The organism is Vibrio sp. JCM 18905 (genome assembly GCF_055393305.1).
The window spans coordinates 141,287-166,901 of record NZ_AP043879.1; the positions used below are offsets into that span (position 1 = coordinate 141,287).

Annotated in this window: 25 protein-coding genes; 14 read left to right on the forward strand and 11 right to left on the reverse strand. The window is 42.0% G+C overall.

Translation table 11 applies throughout. The annotated features are described in order from the left end of the window. Window positions 1-4: 4 nt before the first annotated feature. Entirely contained in the window at window positions 5-1,060 is a 1,056-nt protein-coding gene (locus ACZ5ZC_RS08875; RefSeq protein ID WP_464931839.1) for a glycosyltransferase family 9 protein, read from the reverse strand. A gap of 107 nt (window positions 1,061-1,167) precedes the next feature. Here ACZ5ZC_RS08875 and ACZ5ZC_RS08880 point away from each other — a divergent pair, with 107 nt between their 5' ends. The 14 genes from ACZ5ZC_RS08880 to ACZ5ZC_RS08945 all read left to right on the forward strand — a co-directional run bounded on the left by ACZ5ZC_RS08880 (window position 1,168) and on the right by ACZ5ZC_RS08945 (window position 14,715). Beyond that, window positions 1,168-1,575 (forward strand): diacylglycerol kinase, encoded by a 408-nt coding sequence (locus ACZ5ZC_RS08880; RefSeq protein WP_213899401.1) that lies wholly within the window; start codon window positions 1,168-1,170, stop codon window positions 1,573-1,575. Between the two features lie 11 nt (window positions 1,576-1,586). After that, the gene (locus ACZ5ZC_RS08885; protein WP_464931840.1) at window positions 1,587-2,297 is read left to right on the forward strand and encodes a 3-deoxy-D-manno-octulosonic acid kinase; all 711 of its coding nucleotides are present in this window, start codon (window positions 1,587-1,589) and stop codon (window positions 2,295-2,297) included. A 142-nt stretch (window positions 2,298-2,439) separates the two neighbouring features. Continuing rightward, a complete protein-coding gene (gene rfbB, locus ACZ5ZC_RS08890; protein ID WP_464931841.1) occupies window positions 2,440-3,507 on the forward strand; it encodes a dTDP-glucose 4,6-dehydratase in 1,068 nt (355 codons plus the stop codon). Beyond that, window positions 3,507-4,388 (forward strand): glucose-1-phosphate thymidylyltransferase RfbA, encoded by an 882-nt coding sequence (rfbA, locus tag ACZ5ZC_RS08895; RefSeq protein ID WP_054867812.1) that lies wholly within the window; start codon window positions 3,507-3,509, stop codon window positions 4,386-4,388. Before rfbB ends, rfbA begins: the two co-directional genes overlap by 1 nt. Window positions 4,389-4,429: 41 nt before the next feature. After that, complete coding sequence (locus tag ACZ5ZC_RS08900; RefSeq protein WP_031818724.1) at window positions 4,430-5,323, forward strand: formyltransferase family protein; 894 nt, start codon at window positions 4,430-4,432, stop codon at window positions 5,321-5,323. A gap of 24 nt (window positions 5,324-5,347) precedes the next feature. Continuing rightward, window positions 5,348-6,490, forward strand: a complete 1,143-nt coding sequence (gene rffA / locus ACZ5ZC_RS08905; RefSeq protein ID WP_006742520.1) for a dTDP-4-amino-4,6-dideoxygalactose transaminase — start codon at window positions 5,348-5,350, stop codon at window positions 6,488-6,490. A 2-nt stretch (window positions 6,491-6,492) separates the two neighbouring features. Beyond that, window positions 6,493-7,611, forward strand: coding sequence for a hypothetical protein (locus ACZ5ZC_RS08910; protein ID WP_464931842.1), 1,119 nt, complete (start codon window positions 6,493-6,495; stop codon window positions 7,609-7,611). Between the two features lie 27 nt (window positions 7,612-7,638). Further along, the gene (locus ACZ5ZC_RS08915; RefSeq protein WP_464931843.1) at window positions 7,639-8,829 is read left to right on the forward strand and encodes a UDP-N-acetylglucosamine 4,6-dehydratase; all 1,191 of its coding nucleotides are present in this window, start codon (window positions 7,639-7,641) and stop codon (window positions 8,827-8,829) included. Window positions 8,830-8,841: 12 nt separating this feature from the next. Next, window positions 8,842-9,993 carry a LegC family aminotransferase gene (locus tag ACZ5ZC_RS08920; protein ID WP_054867841.1) on the forward strand — a complete coding sequence of 384 codons (1,152 nt, stop codon included), beginning with the start codon at window positions 8,842-8,844 and terminating at the stop codon, window positions 9,991-9,993. A 13-nt stretch (window positions 9,994-10,006) separates the two neighbouring features. Next, window positions 10,007-11,185 (forward strand): UDP-N-acetylglucosamine 2-epimerase, encoded by a 1,179-nt coding sequence (gene neuC / locus ACZ5ZC_RS08925; RefSeq protein WP_464931844.1) that lies wholly within the window; start codon window positions 10,007-10,009, stop codon window positions 11,183-11,185. Window positions 11,186-11,225: 40 nt separating this feature from the next. Continuing rightward, window positions 11,226-12,299: an N-acetylneuraminate synthase gene (neuB, locus tag ACZ5ZC_RS08930; protein WP_134647617.1), complete on the forward strand. Its 1,074-nt coding sequence runs from the start codon at window positions 11,226-11,228 to the stop codon at window positions 12,297-12,299. Further along, a complete protein-coding gene (locus ACZ5ZC_RS08935) occupies window positions 12,292-12,945 on the forward strand; it encodes an acetyltransferase (protein ID WP_464931845.1) in 654 nt (217 codons plus the stop codon). The genes neuB and ACZ5ZC_RS08935 overlap by 8 nt, the downstream gene beginning before the upstream one ends. Before the next feature lie 19 nt (window positions 12,946-12,964). Continuing rightward, window positions 12,965-14,023 carry a nucleotidyltransferase family protein gene (locus tag ACZ5ZC_RS08940; protein ID WP_017449102.1) on the forward strand — a complete coding sequence of 353 codons (1,059 nt, stop codon included), beginning with the start codon at window positions 12,965-12,967 and terminating at the stop codon, window positions 14,021-14,023. Beyond that, a complete protein-coding gene (locus tag ACZ5ZC_RS08945) occupies window positions 14,023-14,715 on the forward strand; it encodes an acylneuraminate cytidylyltransferase family protein (protein WP_006742512.1) in 693 nt (230 codons plus the stop codon). The genes ACZ5ZC_RS08940 and ACZ5ZC_RS08945 overlap by 1 nt, the downstream gene beginning before the upstream one ends. Before the next feature lie 51 nt (window positions 14,716-14,766). Here the strand turns inward: ACZ5ZC_RS08945 and ACZ5ZC_RS08950 are convergent, their stop codons facing one another. The 10 genes from ACZ5ZC_RS08950 to wecA all read right to left on the reverse strand — a co-directional run bounded on the left by ACZ5ZC_RS08950 (window position 14,767) and on the right by wecA (window position 25,468). After that, window positions 14,767-15,699, reverse strand: a complete 933-nt coding sequence (locus ACZ5ZC_RS08950; protein WP_006742511.1) for a glycosyltransferase family 52 — start codon at window positions 15,697-15,699, stop codon at window positions 14,767-14,769. Next, a complete protein-coding gene (waaA, locus tag ACZ5ZC_RS08955) occupies window positions 15,699-16,964 on the reverse strand; it encodes a lipid IV(A) 3-deoxy-D-manno-octulosonic acid transferase (RefSeq protein ID WP_006742510.1) in 1,266 nt (421 codons plus the stop codon). Before waaA ends, ACZ5ZC_RS08950 begins: the two co-directional genes overlap by 1 nt. Then, entirely contained in the window at window positions 16,958-18,016 is a 1,059-nt protein-coding gene (gene waaF, locus ACZ5ZC_RS08960) for a lipopolysaccharide heptosyltransferase II (protein ID WP_182036248.1), read from the reverse strand. Before waaF ends, waaA begins: the two co-directional genes overlap by 7 nt. Next, window positions 18,013-19,002: a lauroyl-Kdo(2)-lipid IV(A) myristoyltransferase gene (gene lpxM, locus ACZ5ZC_RS08965; protein ID WP_006742508.1), complete on the reverse strand. Its 990-nt coding sequence runs from the start codon at window positions 19,000-19,002 to the stop codon at window positions 18,013-18,015. Before lpxM ends, waaF begins: the two co-directional genes overlap by 4 nt. Before the next feature lie 127 nt (window positions 19,003-19,129). After that, on the reverse strand, window positions 19,130-20,071 hold the full coding sequence (rfaD, locus tag ACZ5ZC_RS08970) for an ADP-glyceromanno-heptose 6-epimerase (RefSeq protein ID WP_054867816.1): 942 nt from the start codon (window positions 20,069-20,071) through the stop codon (window positions 19,130-19,132). 148 nt (window positions 20,072-20,219) lie between these two features. Next, window positions 20,220-22,415, reverse strand: coding sequence for a YjbH domain-containing protein (locus tag ACZ5ZC_RS08975; protein WP_464931846.1), 2,196 nt, complete (start codon window positions 22,413-22,415; stop codon window positions 20,220-20,222). Next, complete coding sequence (locus ACZ5ZC_RS08980; protein WP_054867817.1) at window positions 22,412-23,170, reverse strand: capsule biosynthesis GfcC family protein; 759 nt, start codon at window positions 23,168-23,170, stop codon at window positions 22,412-22,414. Before ACZ5ZC_RS08980 ends, ACZ5ZC_RS08975 begins: the two co-directional genes overlap by 4 nt. After that, the gene (locus tag ACZ5ZC_RS08985; RefSeq protein WP_464931847.1) at window positions 23,167-23,847 is read right to left on the reverse strand and encodes a YjbF family lipoprotein; all 681 of its coding nucleotides are present in this window, start codon (window positions 23,845-23,847) and stop codon (window positions 23,167-23,169) included. Before ACZ5ZC_RS08985 ends, ACZ5ZC_RS08980 begins: the two co-directional genes overlap by 4 nt. Window positions 23,848-23,915: 68 nt before the next feature. Beyond that, window positions 23,916-24,137, reverse strand: a complete 222-nt coding sequence (locus ACZ5ZC_RS08990) for a hypothetical protein (RefSeq protein ID WP_005535462.1) — start codon at window positions 24,135-24,137, stop codon at window positions 23,916-23,918. 242 nt (window positions 24,138-24,379) lie between these two features. Next, window positions 24,380-25,468: a UDP-N-acetylglucosamine--undecaprenyl-phosphate N-acetylglucosaminephosphotransferase gene (gene wecA, locus ACZ5ZC_RS08995; protein ID WP_134647630.1), complete on the reverse strand. Its 1,089-nt coding sequence runs from the start codon at window positions 25,466-25,468 to the stop codon at window positions 24,380-24,382. Between the last annotated feature and the right edge of the window lie 147 nt (window positions 25,469-25,615).

The window sequence follows — 25,615 nt, forward strand, 5'->3', positions numbered from 1 at the left end:
AAGTTTACTGGTATTGAGGATACAAATCTTCTAAGACTTGATCGAACATGCTCATTACTTGAGTGTTAGTAATGCGGTTCATTGCCGTTTCATCTTTAGCGCGAGTTCGCCAGCTTAACTCGTGACTGTTTTTGCCTGTTTCCGCAAAGATCGTTTCTTCATACACTGAGACAACGTATTTTAGATAACGGTAAGGTCCTACTCGCAGCGGATTATGGTGTGCATAGAGCCCGATGATTGGCGTTTTCATTGCATTCGCCATGTGTGCTGGTCCGGTATCGGGGGCGATGACCATTTCAACCTTATCTATTAACGCAAGCATTTGCAGAATTGAACTTTGTCCAACTAAATTTAGACACGGTTCTTCCAAGCGAGATTGAATGGTCTCTGCCAGGTCCAATTCTACCTGAGCAGGGCTGCCTGCCAGAATCACGTTCCAGCCTTTTGCTCTGGCGTGATGAATCACATCCACATAACCTTCCGCGTTCCAGTTCTTATAAGCTTTGCTCGCACCAGGCACAATCAGCAGGTTAGGTTTACTACGAGAAATATGAGACTCTGCCCAAGCTTGGTCGTGGTCTGAATAAGAAAGTACCCAGTCTAGTTCTGCCTTTGGTACCCCAATTTGATGGGCAAAGGCCATTAAGCCATCTGCGACATGCAGAGATTGCGGGGAAGGCACTTTGACATTGGTAAATAGTGTTTGAAAGTCCTGGCTTCTATCAGAAGAGAAACCAAGTTTGTATTTTGCTTTAATGCCCAACGTTGCGACACTCGCTCGAATCGCGTACTGCATATGCAATAGCGCATCAAACTCTCTGCCTTTCAGCTGTCGCCAAAGTGATTTGTAGCCATCTAGTCCCGCTTTTTTATCAAAAACAATCACTTCTACACCATCGATGGCGGCTAATAACTGGGCTTCAAGTTTACCCGTTATCCAAGTAATCTGGGTCGAAGGCCAGTGTTTCTGAATAGCTTGAATGGTGGCGATAGTATTGCAAACGTCTCCGATAGCGGACAAACGCAAGACGCATAGTGACGATGGGGCAGAAGTGAACATAATTATTGTCTGATTCGATGAATAGAGGCAGGTAAATTATGCAGACATCCCCAATAAATGTAAAATACACGGCTCGAATATAGCTAAGTACTGATAAGTGTTCTGCAATGTCAAAGACAACACCACATCAATCGCAAGAATCTGGCAAGCCGGGTAACACCGGGCTAAAGCGCATCGTTAAAGCGACGGGTTATTCGATCCAAGGATTAAAAGCGGCTTTTAAGCATGAAGCTGCCATTCGACAAGAGTTGGCTCTGTTGAGTATTGCTGTGATTTTGGCTTGGCTAGTGGATGTCGGCATGGTTGAACGTATCTTAATGATCGGGGTCGTGGTATTAGTCTTGATTGTAGAGCTTGTAAACTCAGCGATTGAGGCGGTAGTGGATCGTATCGGTATTGAACGGCATGAACTCAGTGGTCGAGCTAAAGATATAGGTTCTGCTGCCGTTATGGTTGCATTGGCGTTCGCCGGATTTACTTGGTTGTATATATTAGCCAGCCGATATTTCGGCTAGAGGGTAAGCGCGTGACTCAACAGTATCAAAACAACAACCAAATGATCTGGTTTGATGACGAGATCATTACAGACCCTAGCCAACCGATATTTGATGCGGAATACTGGCAGTCCTTAGACAAGGTGGTTGGCAGTGCGACGGGGCGAGGCACGACATGGTTTATCCAACTAGAGAACATGCAAGCGGCACTGCGTCATTACCGTCGTGGTGGTTTGTTTGGGAAGTTAGTTAACGATCATTATTGGTTCTCTGGCTGGGATAACACCCGTTGTGCGCAAGAGTTTCAGCTTTTGTTGGCGCTAATCGAGGCTGGGGTGCACGTTCCTCGTCCTATTGCAGCAAGAGCCGTAAAGTCAGGACTCTTCTATCAAGCTGATTTATTAAGTGAGCGAATCCCAAACGCCAGAGATTTGGTGAGCATCTTGCAAGAACAGTCTTTATCGGCAGACATGTATCAAAAAATAGGGCAAGAAATTGCCAAGATGCATCAGGTTGGCGTTAACCATACCGATTTGAATATCCACAATATCTTGATCGACGACAAAGATAAGGTATGGATTATCGATTTTGATAAGTGCCGTTTTGAAGCTTCTGGTGACTGGAAGGCTCAAAATCTAAATAGACTCCTGCGTTCATTTAATAAAGAGCGTTTAAAGCGACAGATTATTTGGCAAGAATCCGATTTTGAGCATTTGCAGGACGGTTACGCTTCTCAAATTTAATTGGGTTTTTTATCATTTTATAATTGATTGCCCTAAGTAAGCCTTCTTGAGTCTAACGATGCTCGAGTGAGTCTATAAACTACAATAATCATAAAGTATTCATGTGTATCTGATGACACACAAATTAACGTAGGTAACATTCGTGAAGAAAATATTAGTAACCGGTGGAGCTGGTTTTATCGGCTCAGCTGTTGTCCGACATATCATTCGTGACACTCAAGATACTGTTATCAATTTAGATAAACTGACCTACGCAGGGAATCTAGAGTCATTGGTTGATGTCTCAGATAGTGAACGTTACTACTTCGAGCAAGTGGATATCTGTGACCGAGCTGAACTAGACCGCGTGTTTTCAGAGCATCAACCCGATATGGTGATGCATTTGGCCGCCGAATCTCATGTCGATCGTTCTATTGATGGTCCTGCTGCTTTTATTGAGACCAACGTGATGGGCACTTACCATTTGCTTGAAGCGGCCCGACAATATTGGTCGAACCTAGATGAAGCGCGCCAATCGGCATTCCGTTTTCATCATATTTCTACGGATGAAGTGTATGGTGACCTTGAGGGAACGGATGATTTGTTCACCGAAACCACTTCATACGCGCCGAGTAGCCCATATTCAGCGTCAAAAGCCTCGAGCGATCATCTGGTTCGCGCTTGGCAACGTACTTATGGCTTACCGACACTTGTCACCAATTGCTCCAACAACTATGGCCCGTACCACTTCCCAGAGAAGTTGATCCCTCTGATGATTTTAAATGCCCTCGACGGCAAGCCGTTGCCTGTGTATGGCGATGGTATGCAAATCCGAGATTGGCTGTTTGTGGAAGATCATGCACGCGCGCTGTACAAAGTGGTCAACGAAGGTGAAGTCGGTGAAACCTACAACATTGGTGGCCATAACGAAAAAGCCAACATCGAAGTGGTGAAAACCATTTGTGCTTTGCTTGAAGAGTTGCGACCAGACAAGCCGGCCGGGGTCGACTCTTATGAATCTTTGATCACTTATGTCAAAGATCGCCCTGGTCATGATGTGCGTTACGCAATTGATGCCACCAAGATCGCTCAAGAGCTTGGCTGGACGCCAGAAGAAACCTTTGAAAGCGGTATTCGCAAAACCGTCGAATGGTACCTCAATAATCCGCAATGGTGGCAGCGTGTGCTTGATGGCTCATACAGTCTTGAGCGACTAGGAGCGGGCGAATAATGAAAGGTATTATTTTAGCAGGCGGCTCGGGCACTCGCCTTTACCCTATTACACGCGGTGTCTCTAAGCAGTTACTGCCGGTTTATGACAAACCAATGATTTACTACCCGTTGTCGGTACTCATGCTTGCTGGCATTCGTGAAATCTTGATCATCACCACGCCAGAAGACCTGGAGGGTTTTCAGCGCCTATTAGGTGATGGCTCAGAGTTTGGCATTGAGTTGCAATACGCGATTCAACCAAGTCCAGACGGCTTAGCTCAAGCCTTCATCATTGGCGAAGAATTCATTGGCGATGATTCAGTATGTTTAGTGCTGGGTGACAACATCTTTTATGGACAAGGGTTCACTCCTATTCTTCAGCAAGCTGCGATGAAGAGCCGTGGTGCGACGGTATTCGGTTATCAGGTTAAAGATCCAGAGCGATTTGGCGTTGTAGAATTTGATGCCAATATGCAGGCGATTTCGATTGAAGAAAAACCAGTAAAGCCTAAATCCAATTATGCTGTCACTGGGCTATATTTTTATGATAACCGAGTCGTCGAATTGGCAAAAAAAGTCAAACCTTCATCTCGTGGTGAGTTAGAGATTTCGACGCTAAACCAAATGTACCTTGAGCAAGGTGACCTGAATGTTCAATTACTAGGGCGCGGCTTTGCTTGGTTAGATACTGGAACACATGAAAGCCTGCATGAAGCCTCTTCGTTTGTTCAAACCATTGAAAATGTTCAAGGTCTTAAAGTTGCCTGTTTAGAAGAGATTGCGTGGCGCAATGGGTGGTTATCAACTTCTCAAGTTATCCAATTTGCTCAACCAATGTTAAAAAATGACTACGGACAATACTTAAATAAAATTATTTGTGATGATTGCTCATCAAGCTAAATAGAGATTACCCAAAACGAGTCCAAGCTTCAGGTATTGTTATGTGTAAAAAAATAGTATTACATGCGATGACTAAAAAAGGGTATGAAGTTGCTACCCTTTTATTTGAAAAATATCGAGAAATTGTTGATTTCCTTGTTATAGGAAAAGATAAAAATATTAAAGATGATTATAGTGAAAATTTGAGACAATTAGCTATCAACTACGGTGTTCAGTATTATTATCATAATGACACTTACACAATACCTCAAGAATCCTATGTGTTAGCAGTGTCATGGCGCTGGATGATTAGAAGTATCGAAGATAGCAAGTTAATTGTTTTCCATGACTCTATTTTACCTCGATATAGAGGCTTTGCTCCGCTAGTGAATAGTTTAATTAATGGTGAGCATGAAATTGGTGTTACAGCTCTATTTGGTTCAGATGAGTATGATAAAGGTGATATTATTGCACAAGCTACTTCATTTATTGACTATCCAATAAAATTATCTGATGCAATTGAAGTGAATAACCTCAATTATATAAAACTGGCAGATTTGATATTTAATAGTTTACATTCCGGAAGAGAAATAAAATCCTCACAACAAGATGAGTCATTAGCGACATATTCAATATGGCGAGACGAATCTGATTATGAGATCGATTGGAATCAAAGTTCTACATACATTAAACGATTTATTGATTCTGTAGGGTACCCATATTCTGGAGCTATTACTAATGTTGATGAGAATAAAGTGGTGGTCTTGGATGCTGAAGTAGTACAGGATGTGGTTTGTGAGCATAGGCATGTTGGTAAAGTGATATTTGTTGAAAATGGCTGCCCCGTTGTAATTTGTGGTAAAGGCTTGTTGAAAATCACCAAAGCAGTAGTGAAGGAAGAAAACCAAGCTCGAGATTTCTTGCCGATCAATAAATTTAGAATGAAATTCTATTGATTGTAACCCCAGAGAGATAGATTAATGATTCCATTTAATAAGCCCCCAGTTGTAGGTAAAGAGCTTAGCTTTATTGAGCAAGCTATCCAAGGAAGTAAACTCTCGGGAGATGGGCCACTTTCTGAACGATGCGAGAGTTGGTTTGAAAACAGAGCGAGCTGTATTAAGACTTTGTTAACGCCTTCATGTACCCATGCGCTTGAACTTGCCGCTTTGCTGATCGATATTCAGCCTGGTGATGAAGTGATTATGCCAAGCTACACTTTTGTTAGCACTGCGAATGCATTTGTACTGCGTGGTGCAAAAGTGGTGTTTGTTGATATTCGTCCAGATACGATGAACATTGATGAAACCAAAATTGAGGCTGCAATCACTGAAAAAACGGTTGCTATTGTACCTGTACATTATGCTGGTGTTGCTTGTGAGATGGACACGATCATGAGTATTGCAGAGAAGTATAAACTCATTGTTATTGAAGATGCGGCTCAAGGTGTGATGTCTACTTACAAAGGGAAAGCGTTGGGGGCAATTGGCCATCTAGGTGCATATAGTTTTCATGAGACGAAAAATTATACGTCCGGTGGTGAAGGTGGACTACTTCTTATTAATGACCAATCTTTTGTTGAGCGTGCAGAAATTGTCAGAGAGAAGGGGACGAACCGAAGCTTGTTCTTCCGTGGTATGGTAGACAAATATACTTGGGTTGATCTTGGTAGTAGTTTGCTTCCAAGTGAGATACAAGCAGCATACCTTTGGGGACAGCTTGAAGAAGCTGAAGGGATTAACCAAAGACGGCTACAAATTTGGCGAAAATATCTAGATGAGCTTACGCCTCTTGCCGCAAAACACAATATAGAAGTGCCAACTGTTCCTTTTGAATGTCAGCACAATGCGCATATGTTCTACTTGAAACTGGAAAATCTGGAATTGAGAAGCCAGTTTATTGAAATGCTTCGTGAAGAGGGCATAGTTTCTGCGTTTCACTATATTCCATTGCATAGCTCACCAGCTGGCCAACAGTTTGGTCGGTTTGTCGGCAGTGATATATATACGACACAAGAAAGTGAGCGCTTGGTAAGACTACCACTGTACTTCAATATGAGTGATAGTGAGCAGTCTTATGTTATTAATGCTATAAAAAATGTTTTAGGGCGCATGGAATTGTAAAAATGCAAAGCAACGAGATTAAACATATTTTTTTAGTGTCTAGCACAGACTACTTTTCCCCTCTGTTTATTGATGCCTTAATTGAGAAAGCTGGCATTAATCACGAGACGTTAGGTGTCGTCATTTTCGGATGTGGTGATATTGAATCTCAGTACCCTAAGAAAATTGATGGTGTCACTTACTTTTCTTACGAGAAGGTGAACAACTCTATTTTTTTGAACGCTTCAACGATAACTTATTTCTCTCTGAGTGCACTTAACTCTGCTCAAATTCGAGAGGTTCTCGAGCTTAGTCCACAAATGAAGAGCAAGTGTTATATGTTTATCACGGATGATGAGGTTGACAGATGGCTTTGGTGCAAAGATAAACATGGACGCTTAGTTGCAGATGTTAAGCTTAACATTACAGAGAATGATCTTTGGGTTTTAAGTCAACAAGAGCAGTTTATTGCTTTAAATAGTGCGTTTCGTGAGAAGTTGAGCCAAGTATTAGAAAGGTGTGATTTTTGTCTTGTTGATTCTAGTGTTGTCTTCGACACATTACCCACTAAATCTGCTGAGACTCTGGCGATTTCTGTTTATGCAGACGAAAAAAATAAGAAAAAAAGTATCCTTTTAGGTACTAAACCTAATGCATTTAAATATCAAAACATTAAAGCGATGTTGCGTGCATTAATAAAAGCTGGAGTGCACACGGAATACAAGTTTGTTGTGATGTGGCCTGTAAAGCAGTGGCGAAAACGTCTTCTTTTAGATCTTTATTTAACCTATTTGCAAAAGATAAAGAAGCAAACAGTCGATGTGTCTGTCATAACTTCACTTCCCCCACTAGCTTACACGGCCGTTGTGATGTCGTGCACCCATCTTGTGCTTCAACCTAGAGGCGGAGCTAGTACCGCCCGTCAACTGATGAAGTGGGGGCAAGGTAAGGTTTATGTGGCGAAAGGAAGCCACAATGAACTGTTCTTTAAAGATGCACAAAATGTTGAACTCTGTAGTTTTTCTACATTTGATGAGCTAGCGAGCAGTTTAGGAAAACAGATTGATGTTAAAGCTAATGCCTCTAAAATAAATGCAGAAGAGCAACGTTCACTTCAAGAGCTAGCTACACTTTATAGCTAGGCCACACCCAGATTTTCAAGGCTAAATATGAGCAATATTCTCTCTCTTATCGGTCGTACCGATGCTTTATTCACTCAAGACATCTCAAATCAAGAAGTTGAATTGTCAAAGATTGTCTCTGAATCTCGCTTTCTTGTCTTAGGTGGGGCGGGCTCTATTGGTCAAGCGGTCACGAAAGAGATTTTTAAACGTAACCCAAAGAAACTTCATGTTGTTGATATTAGTGAAAATAATATGGTTGAGTTGGTTCGTGATATTCGTAGCTCTTTTGGTTACATTGATGGCGATTTTCAAACATTCGCATTGGATATTGGTTCCATTGAGTACGATGCGTTTATCAAATCGGATGGGCAGTTTGACTACGTGTTGAACTTGTCAGCGCTGAAACACGTGCGCAGTGAAAAAGATCCTTTCACACTTATGCGTATGATCGACGTGAATATATTCAATACAGATAAGACCATCCAGCAATCAATAGAATCTGGAGCGAAGAAATATTTCTGTGTATCGACAGACAAAGCGGCAAATCCAGTCAATATGATGGGAGCGTCTAAGCGCATTATGGAGATGTTCTTGATGCGTAGAAGTAAGCAAATGTCGATTTCAACCGCTCGCTTTGCCAATGTCGCATTTTCTGACGGCTCTTTACTGCACGGCTTCAATCAACGTATTCAAAAGCGTCAACCTATTGTTGCTCCTAATGACATAAAGCGCTATTTCGTAACGCCACAAGAGTCGGGTGAGCTCTGCCTGATGTCTTGTATTTTTGGTGAAAACCGAGACATCTTTTTCCCTAAATTGAGTGAAGCGCTTCACTTAATTTCATTTGCTGATATTGCAGTGAAATATCTAGAGCAATTGGGTTATGAACCATATCTCTGTAGCAGTGAAGATGAGGCTCGTGAACTGGCGAAAACTTTACCTGAGCAAGGTAAATGGCCTTGCTTGTTTACAGAAAGTGATACTACGGGTGAGAAAGATTTTGAGGAGTTCTTCACGGATAAAGAAGTCCTTGATATGGAACGCTTTGAAAACTTAGGCATCATCAAAAATGAACCTCTTTTCGAACAAGCTCTTTTGACTTTGTTCGAGCAAAGCATTGCTGAGATGAAAGATAAACGTGAGTGGAACAAGGAGCAAATTGTAGAATTGTTCTTTACCATGATTCCCGACTTTGGCCACAAAGAAACGGGAAAATACCTAGACAGCAAGATGTAAGCGGAGCGAATGATGAATCCAACATCGATTGTTGAATTTGTGCAAGATACGTATAAAACCGAAGACTTTATTCCATTACACGCGCCAGCTTTCCAAGGCAATGAAAAAGCGTATGTGATGGAGACTATTGACAGTACTTTTGTATCAAGCGTCGGTAAGTTTGTTGATCAATTCGAACAGAAAATAGAGCAATACACTGGCAGTGAAAAAGCGGTAGCAACTGTTAATGGTACTGCTGCATTGCATGCTGCGCTGTATATGGCAGGTGTGCAACGTGGTGATTTGGTGATCACTCAGGCCCTCACTTTTGTGGCTACCTGCAATGCCCTTTATCATATGGGGGCCGAGCCTATTTTTGTTGATGTTTCAAAAGTTAGTCTTGGTTTGTGCCCTAAAGCGGTTGATGCTTACTTAATGGAACACGCAAAGCTTACAGAGGAAGGGTGTTTTCATCAAACAACGGGTCAACGCATTAGGACTGTTGTGCCCATGCATACGTTTGGTCATCCCGTTGAGTTAGATGAATTGATTGCGATTTGTCACAAGTGGCAGCTTAATTTGGTTGAAGATGCGGCAGAAAGCTTAGGATCTTTTTATAAAGGTCAACACACTGGAACGATTGGTGATTTTGGTGCGGTTAGCTTTAATGGCAATAAGATTATTACGACAGGTGGTGGTGGTATAGTGTTGTGTAAGACCAAAGAGTTAGGCCAACATACTAAGCATGTGACTACGACCGCGAAAGTACCTCATCCTTATGAGTTTTATCACGATGAACCTGGGTTTAACTATCGTATGCCAAATCTAAATGCTGCACTTGGCTGTGCGCAGATGGAAGTGATAGAAACGTACTTGGCACAAAAGCGTGAGTTAGCAAAGCAGTATCAAGCTTTCTTCTCTGGTAGCGATGTTCAGTTTGTGACCGAGCCTGAGTACGCACACTCAAACTACTGGCTCAATGCGATCATTTGTCCGGATATCGAATCGCGAGAAGCGATATTACAAGAGACTAATGCCGCGGGCGTGATGACTCGTCCAATTTGGAAGTTGATGCATCGTTTGCCGATGTTTGAAAGTGCACTGCGTGGTGATTTAAGTCACTCAGAGTTCATCGAGGCGCATTTAATTAACTTACCAAGCACTCCAGTTGCACTAAATCGTTAAGGCAAGATTAAACATGACACAGCAGCAAAAGAAAGTCGCCGTGTTTACCGGGACGAGAGCAGAGTACGGGCTGCTTTACTGGCTTCTAAAGGATATTCAAGATGATCCTGAGTTGAAACTTCAGCTCTTGGTGTCTGGTATGCATCTTTCGCCAGAGTTTGGCGAAACTTATCAACAGATAGAGCAAGACGGCTTTGTCATTGATGAAAAAATTGAGATTCTACTTTCATCCGATTCGGCAGTTGGGACCGCGAAAAGTATGGGACTAGGAGTACTTGGCTTTGCTGATGCTCTTTCAAGACTGCAACCTGATGTATTGGTCATTTTAGGCGACCGATTTGAAGCTCTTGCCGCAGCACAAACGGCAATGATACTGCGTATCCCTATAGTTCACTTGCACGGTGGGGAGATCACTGAAGGAGCGTATGATGATGCAATACGCCATGCGATTACCAAATTAAGCTATTTGCATGCTACGTCCACAGAGGATTACAGGCAGCGTGTTATTCAGTTAGGTGAGTCGCCCGACCGAGTAAAAAATGTGGGTGCTATCGGTCTAGACCACCTAAAACGCGCAACGTTTATGACGGTAGATGAGCTTGCTAAGTCACTTGCCTTTAACCTAACTCAACCATTTTTTGTGGTTACATATCACCCAGTGACCTTAGGTGATGAGAAGCCTGAGGCAAGCTTTCAAGCGCTTTTAGGCGCATTAGATGAATTTCCCAATCATCAAGTAATCCTTACTTATCCGAATGCTGATGATGGAGGACGACGTATTATCCCTATTTTGGAACAATATGCTCAAGCTAACCCACAACGTGTATTAGCTATTCCATCTCTTGGGCAAGTACGTTACTTGAGTGCGGTAAAGCATGCAGCTGCTGTGATTGGTAACTCTTCGAGTGGGATTATCGAAGTGCCTGCTTTTGATGTACCTACCGTTAATATTGGTTCAAGACAAAAAGGGCGTTTGGCCGCCAAGAGTGTCCTAAATTGTAAGCCTAATCAGATAGATATTTCTGCTTCAATAAGTGCGGCTGTGCAGAGAGCTTACAAAAGCGATAGCAACGAGGTTGTCTTAAATCCTTATGGGCAAGGCGATACAAGCGGGCAGGTGATTGACATGATTAAGACTTTGCGTTTTGAGCCGAGTAAAGCCTTTTTCGACCTAGATTTTGATAATGTATAATTATTCCATTGTAGATTTAAAGACGATATAAAGAGACTCTATGACATTAATAATTGCTGAAGCTGGTGTAAATCACAATGGTGATGAGACGTTGGCATTTGAGCTAGTCAATGCGGCGCATAAAGCTGGTGCTGATATTGTTAAGTTTCAAACTTTTAAAGCTAAAAACTTAGTTACAGCTGAAGCAAAACAAGCTGAATATCAAGTAGCAAATACGCAAAAGCAAGAGTCTCAACTTGCGATGCTTAGTCGGTTAGAACTTTCTTATGATGTTCATCACCAACTAGTAGAGCATTGTCAGTCAATCGGTATTGAGTTTCTATCGACAGCTTTTGACTCTGAGAGTCTAGATTTCCTTGTTAACGATTTGAATCTCACCCGATTAAAAATACCGTCGGGCGAGATTACTAACGCCCCTCTAGTTTTAGAACATGCACGTACAGGTTGTGATCTCATTGTTTCTACAGGAATGGCTACACTCTCGGAAATAGAAGCTGTTTTGGGAGTGATTGCTTTTGGTTACACTGCCGATCAAAATGCCACGCCAAGTGAGCTAAATTTTCAAAAAGCTTATGCCTCTGAAGTGGGGCAAAAAGCCTTAAAAGAAAAAGTGACGCTACTGCATTGTACGACAGAATACCCTGCACCAATGGAAGAGATAAACCTTAAGGCGATGGATACTCTTGCTAACGCCTTTGAACTACCCGCTGGCTATTCTGACCATAGTGAAGGCATCACAATCCCAATTGCGGCAGTTGCTCGCGGAGCGGTACTAATAGAGAAGCACTTTACTCTAGATAAGAATATGGAAGGGCCAGATCATAAAGCTTCGCTCGAGCCGAGCGAGTTGACTGCAATGGTTTCAGCTATTCGTCAGGTGGAAGTTGCGTTAGGTGTTGGAGTGAAAAGCCCAACGGTTTCTGAGGTAAAGAACAAAGCGGTAGCTAGGAAGAGCTTGATTGCAGCGACGAACATCGCTGTAGGTGAAGTTTTTACTCAGGATAACCTGACTATAAAACGCCCTGGCACGGGCCTTTCTCCTTATAAATTTTGGGAACTACTGGATAAGCCAGCCAGTAAGGCTTATCAAGCAGGAGATTTAATCTTTGAATAGAGAGAGCTTGAAGCCTCTCGTCATTATTGGTGGAGGTGGTCACGCTAGTGTACTAGTGGATGTACTTCTACAGCAGCAAAGAGAGATCTTGGCGGTTATTTGCCCGGATGAGCTGAGTGAGCGCGGCATTTTTCACGAGCTACCCCATTTTCGCAAAGACGAAGATGTCTTTAGGTTTGATTGTAACGAAGTTTTGCTAGTCAATGGCATTGGTGCTCTCCCCAAATCGGGCTTAAGAAGCAAGCTAACTGAGTTTTATACAGCGAGTGGGTACCAGTTCGAAACAGTGATTGCCTCTTCTGCTCAAGTATCTCCTTTTGCGGAAGTTCATATGGGGGGGCAAATTCTTTCCAGTGCCATTATTCAAGCCGGAGCCAGAATTGGTCGCCATACAATAGTGAATACTGGCGTTATAGTTGAGCATGACTGTGATATTGGATCTTTTAACCATTTGGCCCCTCGTTCAACGCTGTGTGGTCAAGTTCTGACTGGCGATAATGTTTATATTGGAGCTGGGGCTACGGTGATTCAAAACGTCCGAATAGATACAAACTCTATTGTAGGTGCTGGAGCGACAATCACTCAAAATGTGCCAATGGATACGATCTGTTACCCATATAGGGTAACAATGAAAAGTTTTAAATGATTTAGAAAATAGGTTAAGCATGAGTCATTGTTGGAAAAATGTTTTAATTAAGCCAACCAGTTCATTACTTGATGCGTTAGAAATTATAAACAATGAAGCGTTGAGAGTTGTGCTAGTTGTTGACGATAATGACCATCTTTTGGGGGTCGTTACGGATGGTGATATTCGTCGTGGGTTGCTTAAAAACTTGCCTTTGACTGCTGATGTAGCGCAAGTGATGAACACTAACCCATTGACGGCTAACATTAACACCCCTCGTGAAGAGTTAATTTCAGCAATGGAGAGCCGTAGCGTTCTTTCTATTCCATTGATAAAAAACGGAAAAGTGGTTGGTTTAGAAACTTTGCACGGTGCGCTACGTCAACCAACCTATCAAAATCCCGTTTTTCTCATGGCTGGTGGTTTCGGGACTCGGTTGAAACCTCTGACTGATACATGTCCTAAGCCAATGCTCAAAATTGGTGGTAAGCCTATTTTAGAAACGGTTATTCGAAGCTTCATTAAGGCTGGTTTTGTTAATTTCTATATTTCTACTCATTACATGCCGGAGCAGATTGAGCAGTATTTTGGTGATGGCTCTAAGCTCGGGGTCAATATCACCTACGTTTATGAAGAGTCTCCGTTAGGTACTGGTGGTGCTTTGGGTTTGCTACCTAAGGACTTACCAGCAGACCTGCCATTAATAATGATGAATGGCGATGTCTTAACGAAAGTTGATTTTCAGCGACTTCTGGAGTTCCATACAGAAAATCAAGCTGATGCAACGATGTGTGTCCGTGAATATGATTATCAGATCCCGTATGGTGTCATCAATGGCGATGGCAATAGAATTACCAGCATGGTAGAAAAACCAATCCAACGTTTTTTTGTTAATGCCGGAATATACGTTGTATCTCCGAGAGTCATCCAATCCGTACCGAAAAATCATCATATTGATATGCCGACTTTACTTGAGCAACATATGAATGAACGTGAAAATGTACTCATGTTTCCAATTCACGAGTACTGGCTTGACATTGGTAGAATGGATGATTTTAATCGCGCTCAAGCAGATATCCATACGTTAGGTGTACTGTAGTGATCGATGGTAAAAAAGTAATTGCGCTCATTCCTGCTCGTGGGGGTAGTAAGCGCTTGCCTAGAAAAAATGTGTTACCGCTAAACGGTAAACCTTTAATTGCTTGGTCTATTGATGCTGCGAATAATTGCCCATACATCGACAAAGTCTTGGTGAGTACTGATGATCAAGAAATCGCAGATATTGCATTACAATTCGGGGCTGAAGTTCCTGAATTGCGGCCGGAACATTTGGCTTCTGATACAGCGAAAACAGAAAGTGTGTTGATTTACACGCTTGAAAAGTTTGGTAAAGGTGATGAGATACTTGTCTTGTTACAACCGACATCCCCTTTACGCACCACTCAGCACATTAATGAAGCTCTGGAGTTGTTCATAGAAAAGCAAGCTTTGTCAGTGGTTTCTGTTACACCATGTGAGCACTCCCCGCTATGGTCGAACACGCTTCCGGAAGATGGTTCGATGGGGGGATTTTTGAGGCCAGAAGCACTTAATCGTTCACAAGACCTCGGAGAGTTTTACCGACTAAATGGAGCGATATACATTTTTGATGCCAGAGATCTGCTGGAACAAAAAAAAATTCATTATACCGCTAAGTCATACGCCTATGTTATGGATAACCGAGTCTCTTTTGATATCGATCAGAAGTTGGATTTTGAATTGGCTGAGTTTTTTATGGGCAAAACGAACTGATATATAATGCCTTGTTACAAGGCATTATATTACTTAATGGTTCAAATTTTCTTATTTCAGGTTTTTGTCTGTTTTCCATTGAGTAAGGAAATCGTGTAGATCCTGTGCAAGTAAATCAACTTGTATATTATCATTGACCTCTTTTAGGTTCAGTACAGAGGTTGAGTTCAAAGTATAAAGATGAACATTTTTATCATCTGGAGAAATAAGAACTTCAGCTGGTATAAATTTATCTAGAACCAAACAAGAAAAGTGCTTAGTATAATCTGTACATTCGCGAGGATGTGGCTTTATTACTGTAATGTTATATTTCTCAGCAATTTCTTTGTACAGCTCTATTTTTCCATCTTCCGTCACCAGATCGCTGATAGGTTGAGTAAATAAAATGTTTTTTCCACTAAGAGACTCGAAGCTGTGCGTTAGGATCATCTGCAAACTAAAATTTCTGGTGTAGTCTAACATATCAACAACATCGAAGACTTTTGTTTTGCTTTGTAATTGAGAGTCTACAAGTTCTGGTTTTGATAAATAGATGCTAGTTATTTTATTTCCATAGCCCAAAGGAGAGACAACTCTGCCTTTTAAAGCGCGTTTTACTCTTTTTTTGTATGGTATTGGGCCATTATAGTTTCCAGCACCATCTTCTAGAACTGAGCCATGAGATAAATCGAATAGAAACGCATAGGTTAGGTGATCGTGACCAAAAAACTTTTTCTTTTTAATTAGAGTTGTAATGTCATATTGTAGAAGTCCCATTTTGTAAAGAAAAGAGTCCCAATTTTTGTTGAGCTTAGTGTTAACAATGACTACGTTATCTAACTTACTATTCGCTAACAGAGCCTGGAAGTCAATATGGCTAACGAACAGTGTATTATGGCCCCCTTTATTAATATATAAGTATAAAAAAAGTGCGAAAATTGAGTTTACGTAACATACGTTCTCATAATTAGATTGAATTCTCTTATACGTAATGATGTTTTTCATTATTTTTTCTCAAAGATTATTGTTACTATTTTATTCACAACATTTGTATAATTAGCGATGAAATTTGCACTATGCAAACTTATAGAGTTTGTACTTAATGAAAAGTGATTATCTATCAAGTTACTGAGTTCGTTAACTTTTGTAATGATATTGCAGAACGAATGTTTTTTAAGAAGATTAACAATTTCTGTAAAATTGTAATAACTTGGTCCGGTGATTACAGGTACTCCCAGAGCTGCTGGCTCTAACACATTGTGTCCACCGACTTTATCTCCGATTAGACTGCCACCCATAAAGCAGATGTCTGCTGCACCCATCAAAGTTAGCATCTCACCCATAGTATCGCCGAGATATACTTGAGTATTTGTCTCTACTGCATGCGTTGAAGTACGACGCACAGTGTTAAAGCCTTGCTGTTGGCAAAGCGTGAATACATCATCAAATCGTTCTGGATGGCGAGGAACCAAAACGAGTAAAGCATTTGGATGAGATTTTAAAACTTGTCTATGTGCATCTAATACCTGTTCGTCCTCGCCTTTGTGGGTGCTAGCGGCAATCCAAATCGGACGATCGTCTCCAAGCTGGGCTCGAAGCTGCTGTCCTTGCTGTTTCACTTGCTCTGATATTTGAATATCGAACTTAATAGAACCGGTAACGGATAGTTTCTTTTTCTCGACGCCTAAGCGTTCAAAGCGCTCGGCATCTGAAGCTGTTTGGCAGAGTACTTGAGTTAGGCATGGATGAAGTTGGTTAAAAAGCCGCTGTATTTTGGCGTAGTTCTTACACGATTTTTCAGATAGGCGCGCATTCACGACAGTTATAGGGATACCCGCTTTGTGAACATTGTGAAGCGTGTTTGGCCACAGCTCAGTCTCAATGATCAACATCTGTTTTGGTTGCACTGCTTTAAGAAAACCTTTGATAGCGAACCCAAAGTCAATTGGCATATAGCGGTGTTCAACTAAATCACCCAACTTAGCAATCTGTTCAGCTCCGGTACTTGTTGTTGTAGTAACTAGAATAGATTGTTCGGGGTTTTGTTCCTTAAGGGCTTTGATTAAAGGTGTTGCTGCTATGCTTTCACCAACAGATACGGAATGTATCCAAATAGGTTTGTCGTTGCTTTTTAGCTTGGGAGTTATGCCAAAGTGCTCTCTCCAGCGAGAGCCGAACTTAGGCTTATTTGGTTTGCTCTTGTACAAACCAAATAAAAGCAGCGGTGATGCTAGAGCGAGTAGTAAGGTATAAACAATACGAACTAACATGAGCTTATCGTAATGGCGTCAAGTTTTTGGATACTATCTAGCACTTGCTTAGGCGAAAGTTCTGTCAAGCACTTAAGGTGTTTGTATTGACATTCACGCTGGAAACAAGGGCGACAATCAATATCGGTATGAACAATCTCCACTTTTTCTGCGAGTGGGGGGGTGTACTTCGGTGAAGTTGAGCCATACACGGCAACAACATTACAACCAACCGCAGCAGCCACATGCATTAAGCCTGAGTCATTCGCGACAACAGCCTTGCATGCAGCAAGTAGATCGACCGCTTCAATTAAGCTGGTTTGGCCTGCTAGAACATGAATGTTCTCATGGAATTGCGTCGGGACAAGTGCGCGGATATTGTTACAAGTCTCTAAGTCTTTTTGAGAACCAAACAACCAGATTTGATGCCCAGATCGAGCCATTTGCGTCGCAACTTCAGCGTAGTGTGTTTCGGGCCATTTTTTGGCAGGACCAAACTCTGCTCCTGGGCACAGTCCAATGATTGGTTGGTCTTGCGTTAAGTTGAACTTTTTGAGCGTGGCTTGTTGCTCAGCCGCGTTGATTGCAAGGCGTGGGCGGGGCAAGGTTTCAAGCCCGCCAAGGGAGTTGGAGTCCACCATCTCTGCTTTTGGATAAGCTAATGCTACATAGCGTTCTACCATGTATTGAAAAGACTTCATGTTGGGGCGTAAGTCATTCAATAAACCATAGCGCATTTCTCCCTTCCAGCCAGTACGAAGAGGAATGTTGGCAAACCATGGGATCAGTGCTGATTTCGCCGATTTAGGCAAGATATAGGCGTGGTCATATTGCTTTTCACGTAATGATTTACCAATTTCCCTGCGGCCTAATAAGTTAAATTCACCATGACCGATAGGCATTTCAATCGCTTGGTGGATTTCAGGCATACGCTCAAGAATCGGTTTACACCATCCTGGAGCGATAACGTCAATTTGGCTATCTGGATGACGTTGCTTTAATACGATATATAACGATTGCGACATTACCATATCGCCGACCCACGCAGGGCCAATAATTAAAATCTTTTTCATTTATTTACTTGCCAATCAGTATCATATCTAGGCTTAAAGATATTGTAATAGTTATTGCCGTCTTCTTGAGAGTGCAGCAACTGCAGTACCCACATATATTGTTCGGGCTTATCACCGACAAAATATTCAATGGCTTCATTACAGGTACGAGCGTCTTGCTCTTCGCCTTTATCCAGCTCAAACGCCGGTAAAATCTCAATATCAAACGTACCGTCTTCTGTGTTCATCGACGCAAATAGAGGCAATACTTTTGAGCGTGATAGTTTTGCAATTTTGCCTAAACCAGGTAGCGTTGCTTTACGTGTGGCAAAAAAATCGACAAACACACTATGCTCTGGGCCGTGATCTTGATCGGGTAGATAATACCCTACATAGCCATCTCGAATGGATTTCAGAAAAGGCTTAATGCCACCTGAGCGTTCATAAACACGGCCACCGTATTGAACTCTTTGCTTGTGCATCAGCCAGTCGGCAACATCATTCTTTTGCTTTTTCGCCATTGCAGAAACTGGCATTCCCATTGAAGCGAGCAAGATAGCAGGCACATCGATAGCCCAAGAGTGGGGAACCATTAAAATCACATTTTCGTTGTTATCAATGTGCTGTCGTAAAATGTCTAGGCCGCGAATTTGGCAACGGTTCTGAAGCCACTTTGGTGAGCGTAAACTTAGTAACCCGAAGCGAAAAAAGAACATGGCTGCTGTGTAGAGTGTTTTTTCTATTAAAGCTTCACGTTCTTGGAACGACTTTTCTGGAAAACACAGCTCAAAGTTAACCCTCGCTCGGTGAGCTGGCCCTTTGTGGGATTTCGACAGTTTTTTGGCTATGGTTTTCGCCAACCACTTTTGTAAACCCAGTGGCATTAATGATAAAGGTAAAAATAAGAGAACACCTAACCACGTGCCCCAGTACTTAGGCGACAGGAAGTGGCGCTTAAACTCAGGGTTATATGCTTTATGGTCGAAGTCATCACGTTTTATGGTCATGGCGTGTCTAGTTACCTATTCGTGTACTGGCGAAGTGGTTTAAATGAGAAAAAAGATATTAAGGAATGATACAGGCTATTGCACTTGAGTAAAGGTGGCAGGTTATGGTTCTGCCACCTTGTGGTGCTTAACTGTTTTGGATAGTCAAGTATTCGGCAACGCCTTCTGCAACTGTCTTGAATTCAACATCACAGCCTGCGGTGCGCAGTTTGGTCAGATCCGCTTGTGTGAATTCTTGGTAAGCGCCTTTTAGGTGCTCAGGGAATGGGATGGTTTCAATTTGGCCTTTGCCATGATGCTTGATAACTGCTTTTGCTACCTCTTCAAAAGATTCAGCACGGCCAGTACCACAGTTAAAAATGCCTGATACGCCGTTTTCTAAGAACCACAGGTTTACTTTACAGACATCACCAACGTAAACGAAGTCGCGTTTGAATGATTCGCTGCCCGCGAACAATTTAGGATTTTCACCTGCGTTAAGTTGGTTGTTGAGGTGGAACGCAACTGATGCCATGCTACCTTTGTGGTCTTCACGTGGGCCATATACGTTGAAGTAGCGGAAGCCGGTGATTTGAGAAAGGGTCTCACCATGTTCTTCAGCGTCTTGCCATAGGCGACGAACGTAGTTATCAAACTGCTGTTTCGAGTAACCGTATACATTCAGTGCGCCTTCGTATTCGCGTTCTTCAACGAAAGTATCTGTATCGCCGTAAGTGGCTGCTGAAGAAGCGTATAGGAATGGAATCTCGCGATCTAAACAGTAATGAAGCAGCTCTTTAGAGTACTCGTAGTTGTTTAGCATCATGTACTTACCATTCCACTCAGTCGTTGCAGAGCAAGCACCTTCGTGGAAAATTGCCTCAATCGGACCAAAATCATCGCCCGCCATAATTTGGGTCAGAAAGTCGTCACGATCCATGTAATCTGTGATGTCCAGATCAACTAAGTTCTTAAACTTTTTGCCATTTTTTAGGTTGTCGACAACCAGGATATCGTTAATACCAGCTTCGTTTAGTGCTTTAACAATGTTGCTGCCGATCATGCCAGCGCCACCAGTTACGATGATCATAGAACTTCCACCATAGATTAAAATTTTCTCAGGAATTCTAGCAAGAAACGAAAAGTAGCGCTATTGGAAGCAGGAAGATAGGTTTGAGTCTTCTATTGCTCAGTATCTAGATATGAAAAAGGGAGCCTCAGCTCCCTTGATTACTTTATTATTCCACATCCGAACGGTTAGGTCTTTGGTACCAAGGATTTCGTTCGTCGGTTAACTCAATTAAGCTGTATTTGCGGCCGAGCTTCTGCCCTCCGTCACGAGTAAGAGGCTGCCAACTAAAGTTCGCACGATTGTTACTTGGCTTAACGGTCATGATGTCAAACGGAATCGACAAGTAGAAACCTTTAGTAAAACTACCTTCACCAAATTCATCCGCAGACAAGTCTGTAAATGAGGCAAAGGCGCCAGCAATTACGCCACTCTTGAACTGCTTAGAAACATTGATTTGTGTACCAACATCGCCAGCTAGGAACTGACCAACATCGACTTGGATCATCAAATCTTGCAGGAATTCCCATTGAGGGTAGTAGTAACCAGATACAAAACCAGTGAATCCTTTATCAATAACTTGGAACGGACGTCCATATTCTGGCACGTTTTGCCATTTCTCATCGTAAACACCGAAGTAACTTTGTGGATCACGTTGAGAAATTAAGTTGACGTCAGCGCCAATCGCCCAGTTAGCTCCTTGTGGTCGGTAAAGAAACTCGGTACCGACTCCGGCAAACATGCTCTCCAGATAGCCAGCGTAGAATTGCTGGTCCATCGTATTGGAATACTCTTGGAACCAAGTCAATTGTAGGTTTGACATGGTTACAGCATGTTCATTTTGGTAAGCGCGGAACATGGTGCGAACACGAGGAACGGTAGTGCCATCAGGTGGAGTGACATAGATAAACTTATCGTAGTTGTTATACCAATCCCAGTATAACGAACCGCCAATTTCAAGGTTGTCCGTCAGCCAGTATGAGGCATTACCGCTTAGCCCTACACTAAAGAGGTAGAAATCTTCTGCGTTACCGAGAGTTTGAACAAGCTTAGGTGCAAAACTCCAATCAAAACGTTCAAAACCATCATAGACAGACTCTCCACTAGGCTTATTGCTAGCTTTTTCGGTTGCATCTTCTATTTTCGGATTGATGTAATTAACTTGTGTAAAGTCGCGATATTTCTCTTTGGAAATAATCGTTTGTTCGCCGACTAAGCCTCGGCTGCGTTCATTGATCGCATAGGTATCAATATCGTCAGGCATTTCATTATGGAGTACAGCTGCCGCTTTTTCATGTGCCTCTGTACGGTCACGATATTTCTTCTGCTCACCAACGACAGTTACGGTGTTGTCATCAACATAAATGCGCGTGTTTTGGTAACCTGCAATTTTGTCTAAATCTTCTGTTACACGTTCCCAGTCAACATCAGACAGTTCTTCTGGCTGATTGCTTTCTACTTCTGGTGTTGGTGTGTCTCGCCAGAATGATGGCATGTCATTGAAATTAGTGTTTAGCGTTAAGCCTGCGACCAGCGTGTCTCCACGTTCATAACTTAAACGAAAATCGGCCATTCCTAGACGATAGAGCACACCAAAGTTCCATGGCGTGTGGGGAGACATATCTACACCGGCCTGAACTACAGGGTAGTCTGTGCTGTAATCGTTACCGTCGTATTCAAGCTTGAAGCGAAGAGGCTTATGAAGAGTTTGATATTCAATACCACCAAAAAGGGCAGCAGGGCCTTTAAAGGCTCTATCGAAGTTAGTTGTTCCGCCAGTAGATAGAAATTCTGAAGGTCTATCGCAGAATTTGTCTGATGCTTTACAAAAAGGGTTTGTGACCGTATCTCTAGTTCCTAGGTAGCCCCAGCCCATACCTAAAGTAAAATCAAAGGTCCCTAGCTCAGAGTTGGAATACCGCTTCGTAGCTGCTATGTATTCTCCATCGAATAAGCCGGTACCAGCAAAGTCTCGAACACCCAGTGATAGCTCAGGAATATACTGAGATTCTTTTAGCAATCGAATTTTAAAGTCAATACCTTTATCTGTATAGTTTGTATCTCCCGAGAAACTAGGATCCTTACTATAGAGCAAATCTCGCACCGAAGTATAACGAATGGTTGTTTCTAACCAAGGCATTAGTTGCAGAGTAACGTTGTAAAAAAGGTACTCATCACTACCGGTAACAGAAAAGTTGAATTCCCCTTCAGGAGCCATACGTCCGGTTGGCATCTGCATTAAGCCAACACCACCAAAATCAGATTGAGAAGGCTGTAACGAGGGAGCCTCAAAGGGTACTTCTTGAGCCCAAACCAATGCTGGGCCCATTAAAGAAAGAGTTAAGCTTTTTCTAATTGGCATCATTGTGGTCTCTTTGCGGAATTTGGTATCAGTTGAGTGAGTAGGCGGACAATATCTTGGTCAATTTCAGAACGTTCAAGATCACCAAACGGGATATATACCAATGTCAGAGGTGGTAAGTAATATTGTGTCGTTAACCAGGCGCCATGATGAGGCTTAACTACGTGACCATCTGGATAGATTAACACTGGCGGCGTTGACAACGTACCAATGCTACCTTTCAAATTCTCTATTTGTCTTTGCAAGGGGATGCCTGCTTGAGCCGTGATGGAATACACGCTATTTAGGTTTCCTAAGTAATACACTTGTTCTTCACGTATAGGGCTTGCGAGAAGGTAATCGCCGTGCAACAGAGGGTTGTCGAATTTATCTAGTCGAATTTTATCAACATCGATCGCAGACAGTAAGCGTGGTGCAAAGTTTTGCTTCTGAATAAATTTGTAGAATGGATGTGCAACCAAATTGTGTTGAATCATTTGATTGAGTACCGAGTTCTTTAAAGCGGTAGAGGTTTTCTCGGCATGATCTGATTTATCAAACAAAGTCGTACCAAGAGAGTATTGCAGTGAGAAGCTTTGCTCCTTAGCAAGTGCTAATACGCTTTCTAAACGAGCCGGCCCTCGAAATTGTAGCTGTTTGCCTACCTCCAGCAACTCAACATTTAATGACTGTGTTGTAGAGGTTTCTGTTTGAGCTAAACTATATGAGCTCAAAAGTGGCATGACCAAACAGAATAATGTGATTAGTCGCTTGCTCATGATTTACGATACCCCTTTAAAATGGTCAACTCAACCGGAATCATATTAGGACCTAAATATTGTAAGGTTTTAACAACCTGACCTAGTTCATCAACCCAATAAATATTCTCGACACTGTGGGAAAGACTACTAAACTCAACAGTTTCTTTATATACATTGGTCGTCGCGCTAGACATTGGTGTCGTCAACGTTTCTTGACCAGAGTAAGAACGAGTCACACTTGCTGGAAAGCCATAACGATATTGTGTCGCCCAGTCGTATGAGAGTGCGTAGTTGGCAGAGGCTGAATCAGAAGAAAAATCTGGCACATCACCATAAACACCCGCTAAGTCCCCATTCTGTAGACCTATCGTTTTGACGATATGCCCATTCTCCGTAACGATCATAGCTTTGTCAGCACTTACCCATTTTAGTTGTGTTTTTCCATTGAGAGGGTTTTGCTCTGCAAAAGCTAAAACAACAAAGACCTGTTTTTGATTCCCAAGTCTCAAATAGGCACTGGCATAAGGAACGGCATTTATTTCTTCTGGGGTCATCTCTACATCGATGTAGTTACCGTAAGCTTCTTGGACGGTTGCTGAAACATCATTGAATTTCTGTGTGCAGCCAAAGAGCAAACCTAGTAGCGGAAGAGTGAGGAGTAGTTGTATCCATTTGGACGTTCTGAAGATGTTCATTGATCCCTCTTGCAAATAAAATCGCCCTGAATCATTCAGGGCGATTATCTTCTGTCTACAAAACGAAATTAGTTAGTAGAAGTAGAAGTAGAAGTAGATGTTGAAGTAGATGTTGAATCGCTATCTGACGCTGCAACTGCTACTACAGTTACTGCTGCTGCCGCACCTACTGCTACAGCTGTTGTGCCTGTTGCAGATGCAGAAGCTGCGCCTGCTGAACCTGCTTCTTCTGCTGCAAATGCAGTTGATGCGCTTAGAGCCATAAGAATAGCTAGAGCTGTATTTTTCATTGTTGATCCTTGTGTATACGTTTTTAAAACATCGATGTTTGAGCTTATATAGAGCTCAATAGGTATTTTAGGCTAGGTAATTGGTATTTGTAAATAACTGAAAGATTACAAGTTAGCTTTCTATTCAGAAAGCTGGCTATCTTACTCGGTTATCGATGCCTCAAAGTATGATTGCTAGAATCGAAGCTTGTTTGTGGTTTATTATGATGTTGATAGTAATAAACATTAAAATTATATAAGTGCTAGCTAATTGTAGACGATGTACTTATTTTAGTTTTTGCTTTCCTAGCAAAAACAGTAAAGCGCCATATGTTATTCATGATTAGGATATAAATAAGAAAGGCGGATAGAAATAGCAAAAACATAATGCTTTCGGGCTTGTCAGACATCTGCCCCCATACTCCAAAGAGTGCAAGGCAAGAGGAAATAGTAAAAAGCAGCATCAATGTTTGACGAAAAGATAGGCCTAGTCGTGTACAGATATGATGTAGATGCAGTCTATCTGGTTTTAAAGGAGACTTTCCTTTTCTTATTCGGCGCATCATGACAATGACCATATCCATAAGGGGTAGGGCAATAATCCAAAGCGCAGTCACAGGTTTCATGATAGGTACAAGTGCCCCCCCGTCTACCTTTTGAGAGCTGTGTATTATCAACCAAATGATTGTGAAACCGATCAAAAAACTTCCAGAATCACCCATAAAGACCTTAAATGAGCGCTTTGGTATCAAATCGAGGTTGAATAAAATGTAGGGAAATAGCGATGTTATGAAAATAATACAAAAAATAGTGAGTTGAGTGTTACCGGCAGAATAAAATAAAAACGCTAAAGCCCCAAAAGCGACGGATGCGAGCGCTCCTAGTAATCCATCAATTCCGTCGACCATATTGAAGGCAGAAATACAACCGATCACAGCTGCGGTTGTTAACAGAGTATCTCCGTATGAGAGAACTACATCACCTTCACCAAAAAGATTACCTAGATTTGTAAGGGAAATGTTTTTAGTGAGCACCAAACAAACAGAGATGGCACAAAGCAATATTAACCTAGTTTTTGCATTGATATCTAACTTATCATCTAGCGTTCCAATACACGTCAAAATCAAACCACACACAAGAAAATAATCTCTGTTAGGAATGAGCTCAGGGGAAATTAAAGAGACGGCTGTAAGTGTAATAAAAAGAGAAATTCCCCCAATAAAAGGGACATCACCTTGATGTCGCTTCCTTACGTCTGGTTTGTCTACTAATCCAAAAGCTAAAGCCACTTTTCTCAAGGAAAGGAGGCTAAAAGTCGAGATAGTGAGTGAAACTAAAATCAAGAGTAACATGTTAAAGCTAGGCACGGCGTTTTGTAAATTATTATATAGTAGTACATACAGACAATCGCTCAATTGTAACGTAACCTTGCAGGTTTTTCATCTTTCCTCACATTGGTTGGTGACGGGGTTGGCTCTCAGTGTTTTTATTGAAAATAT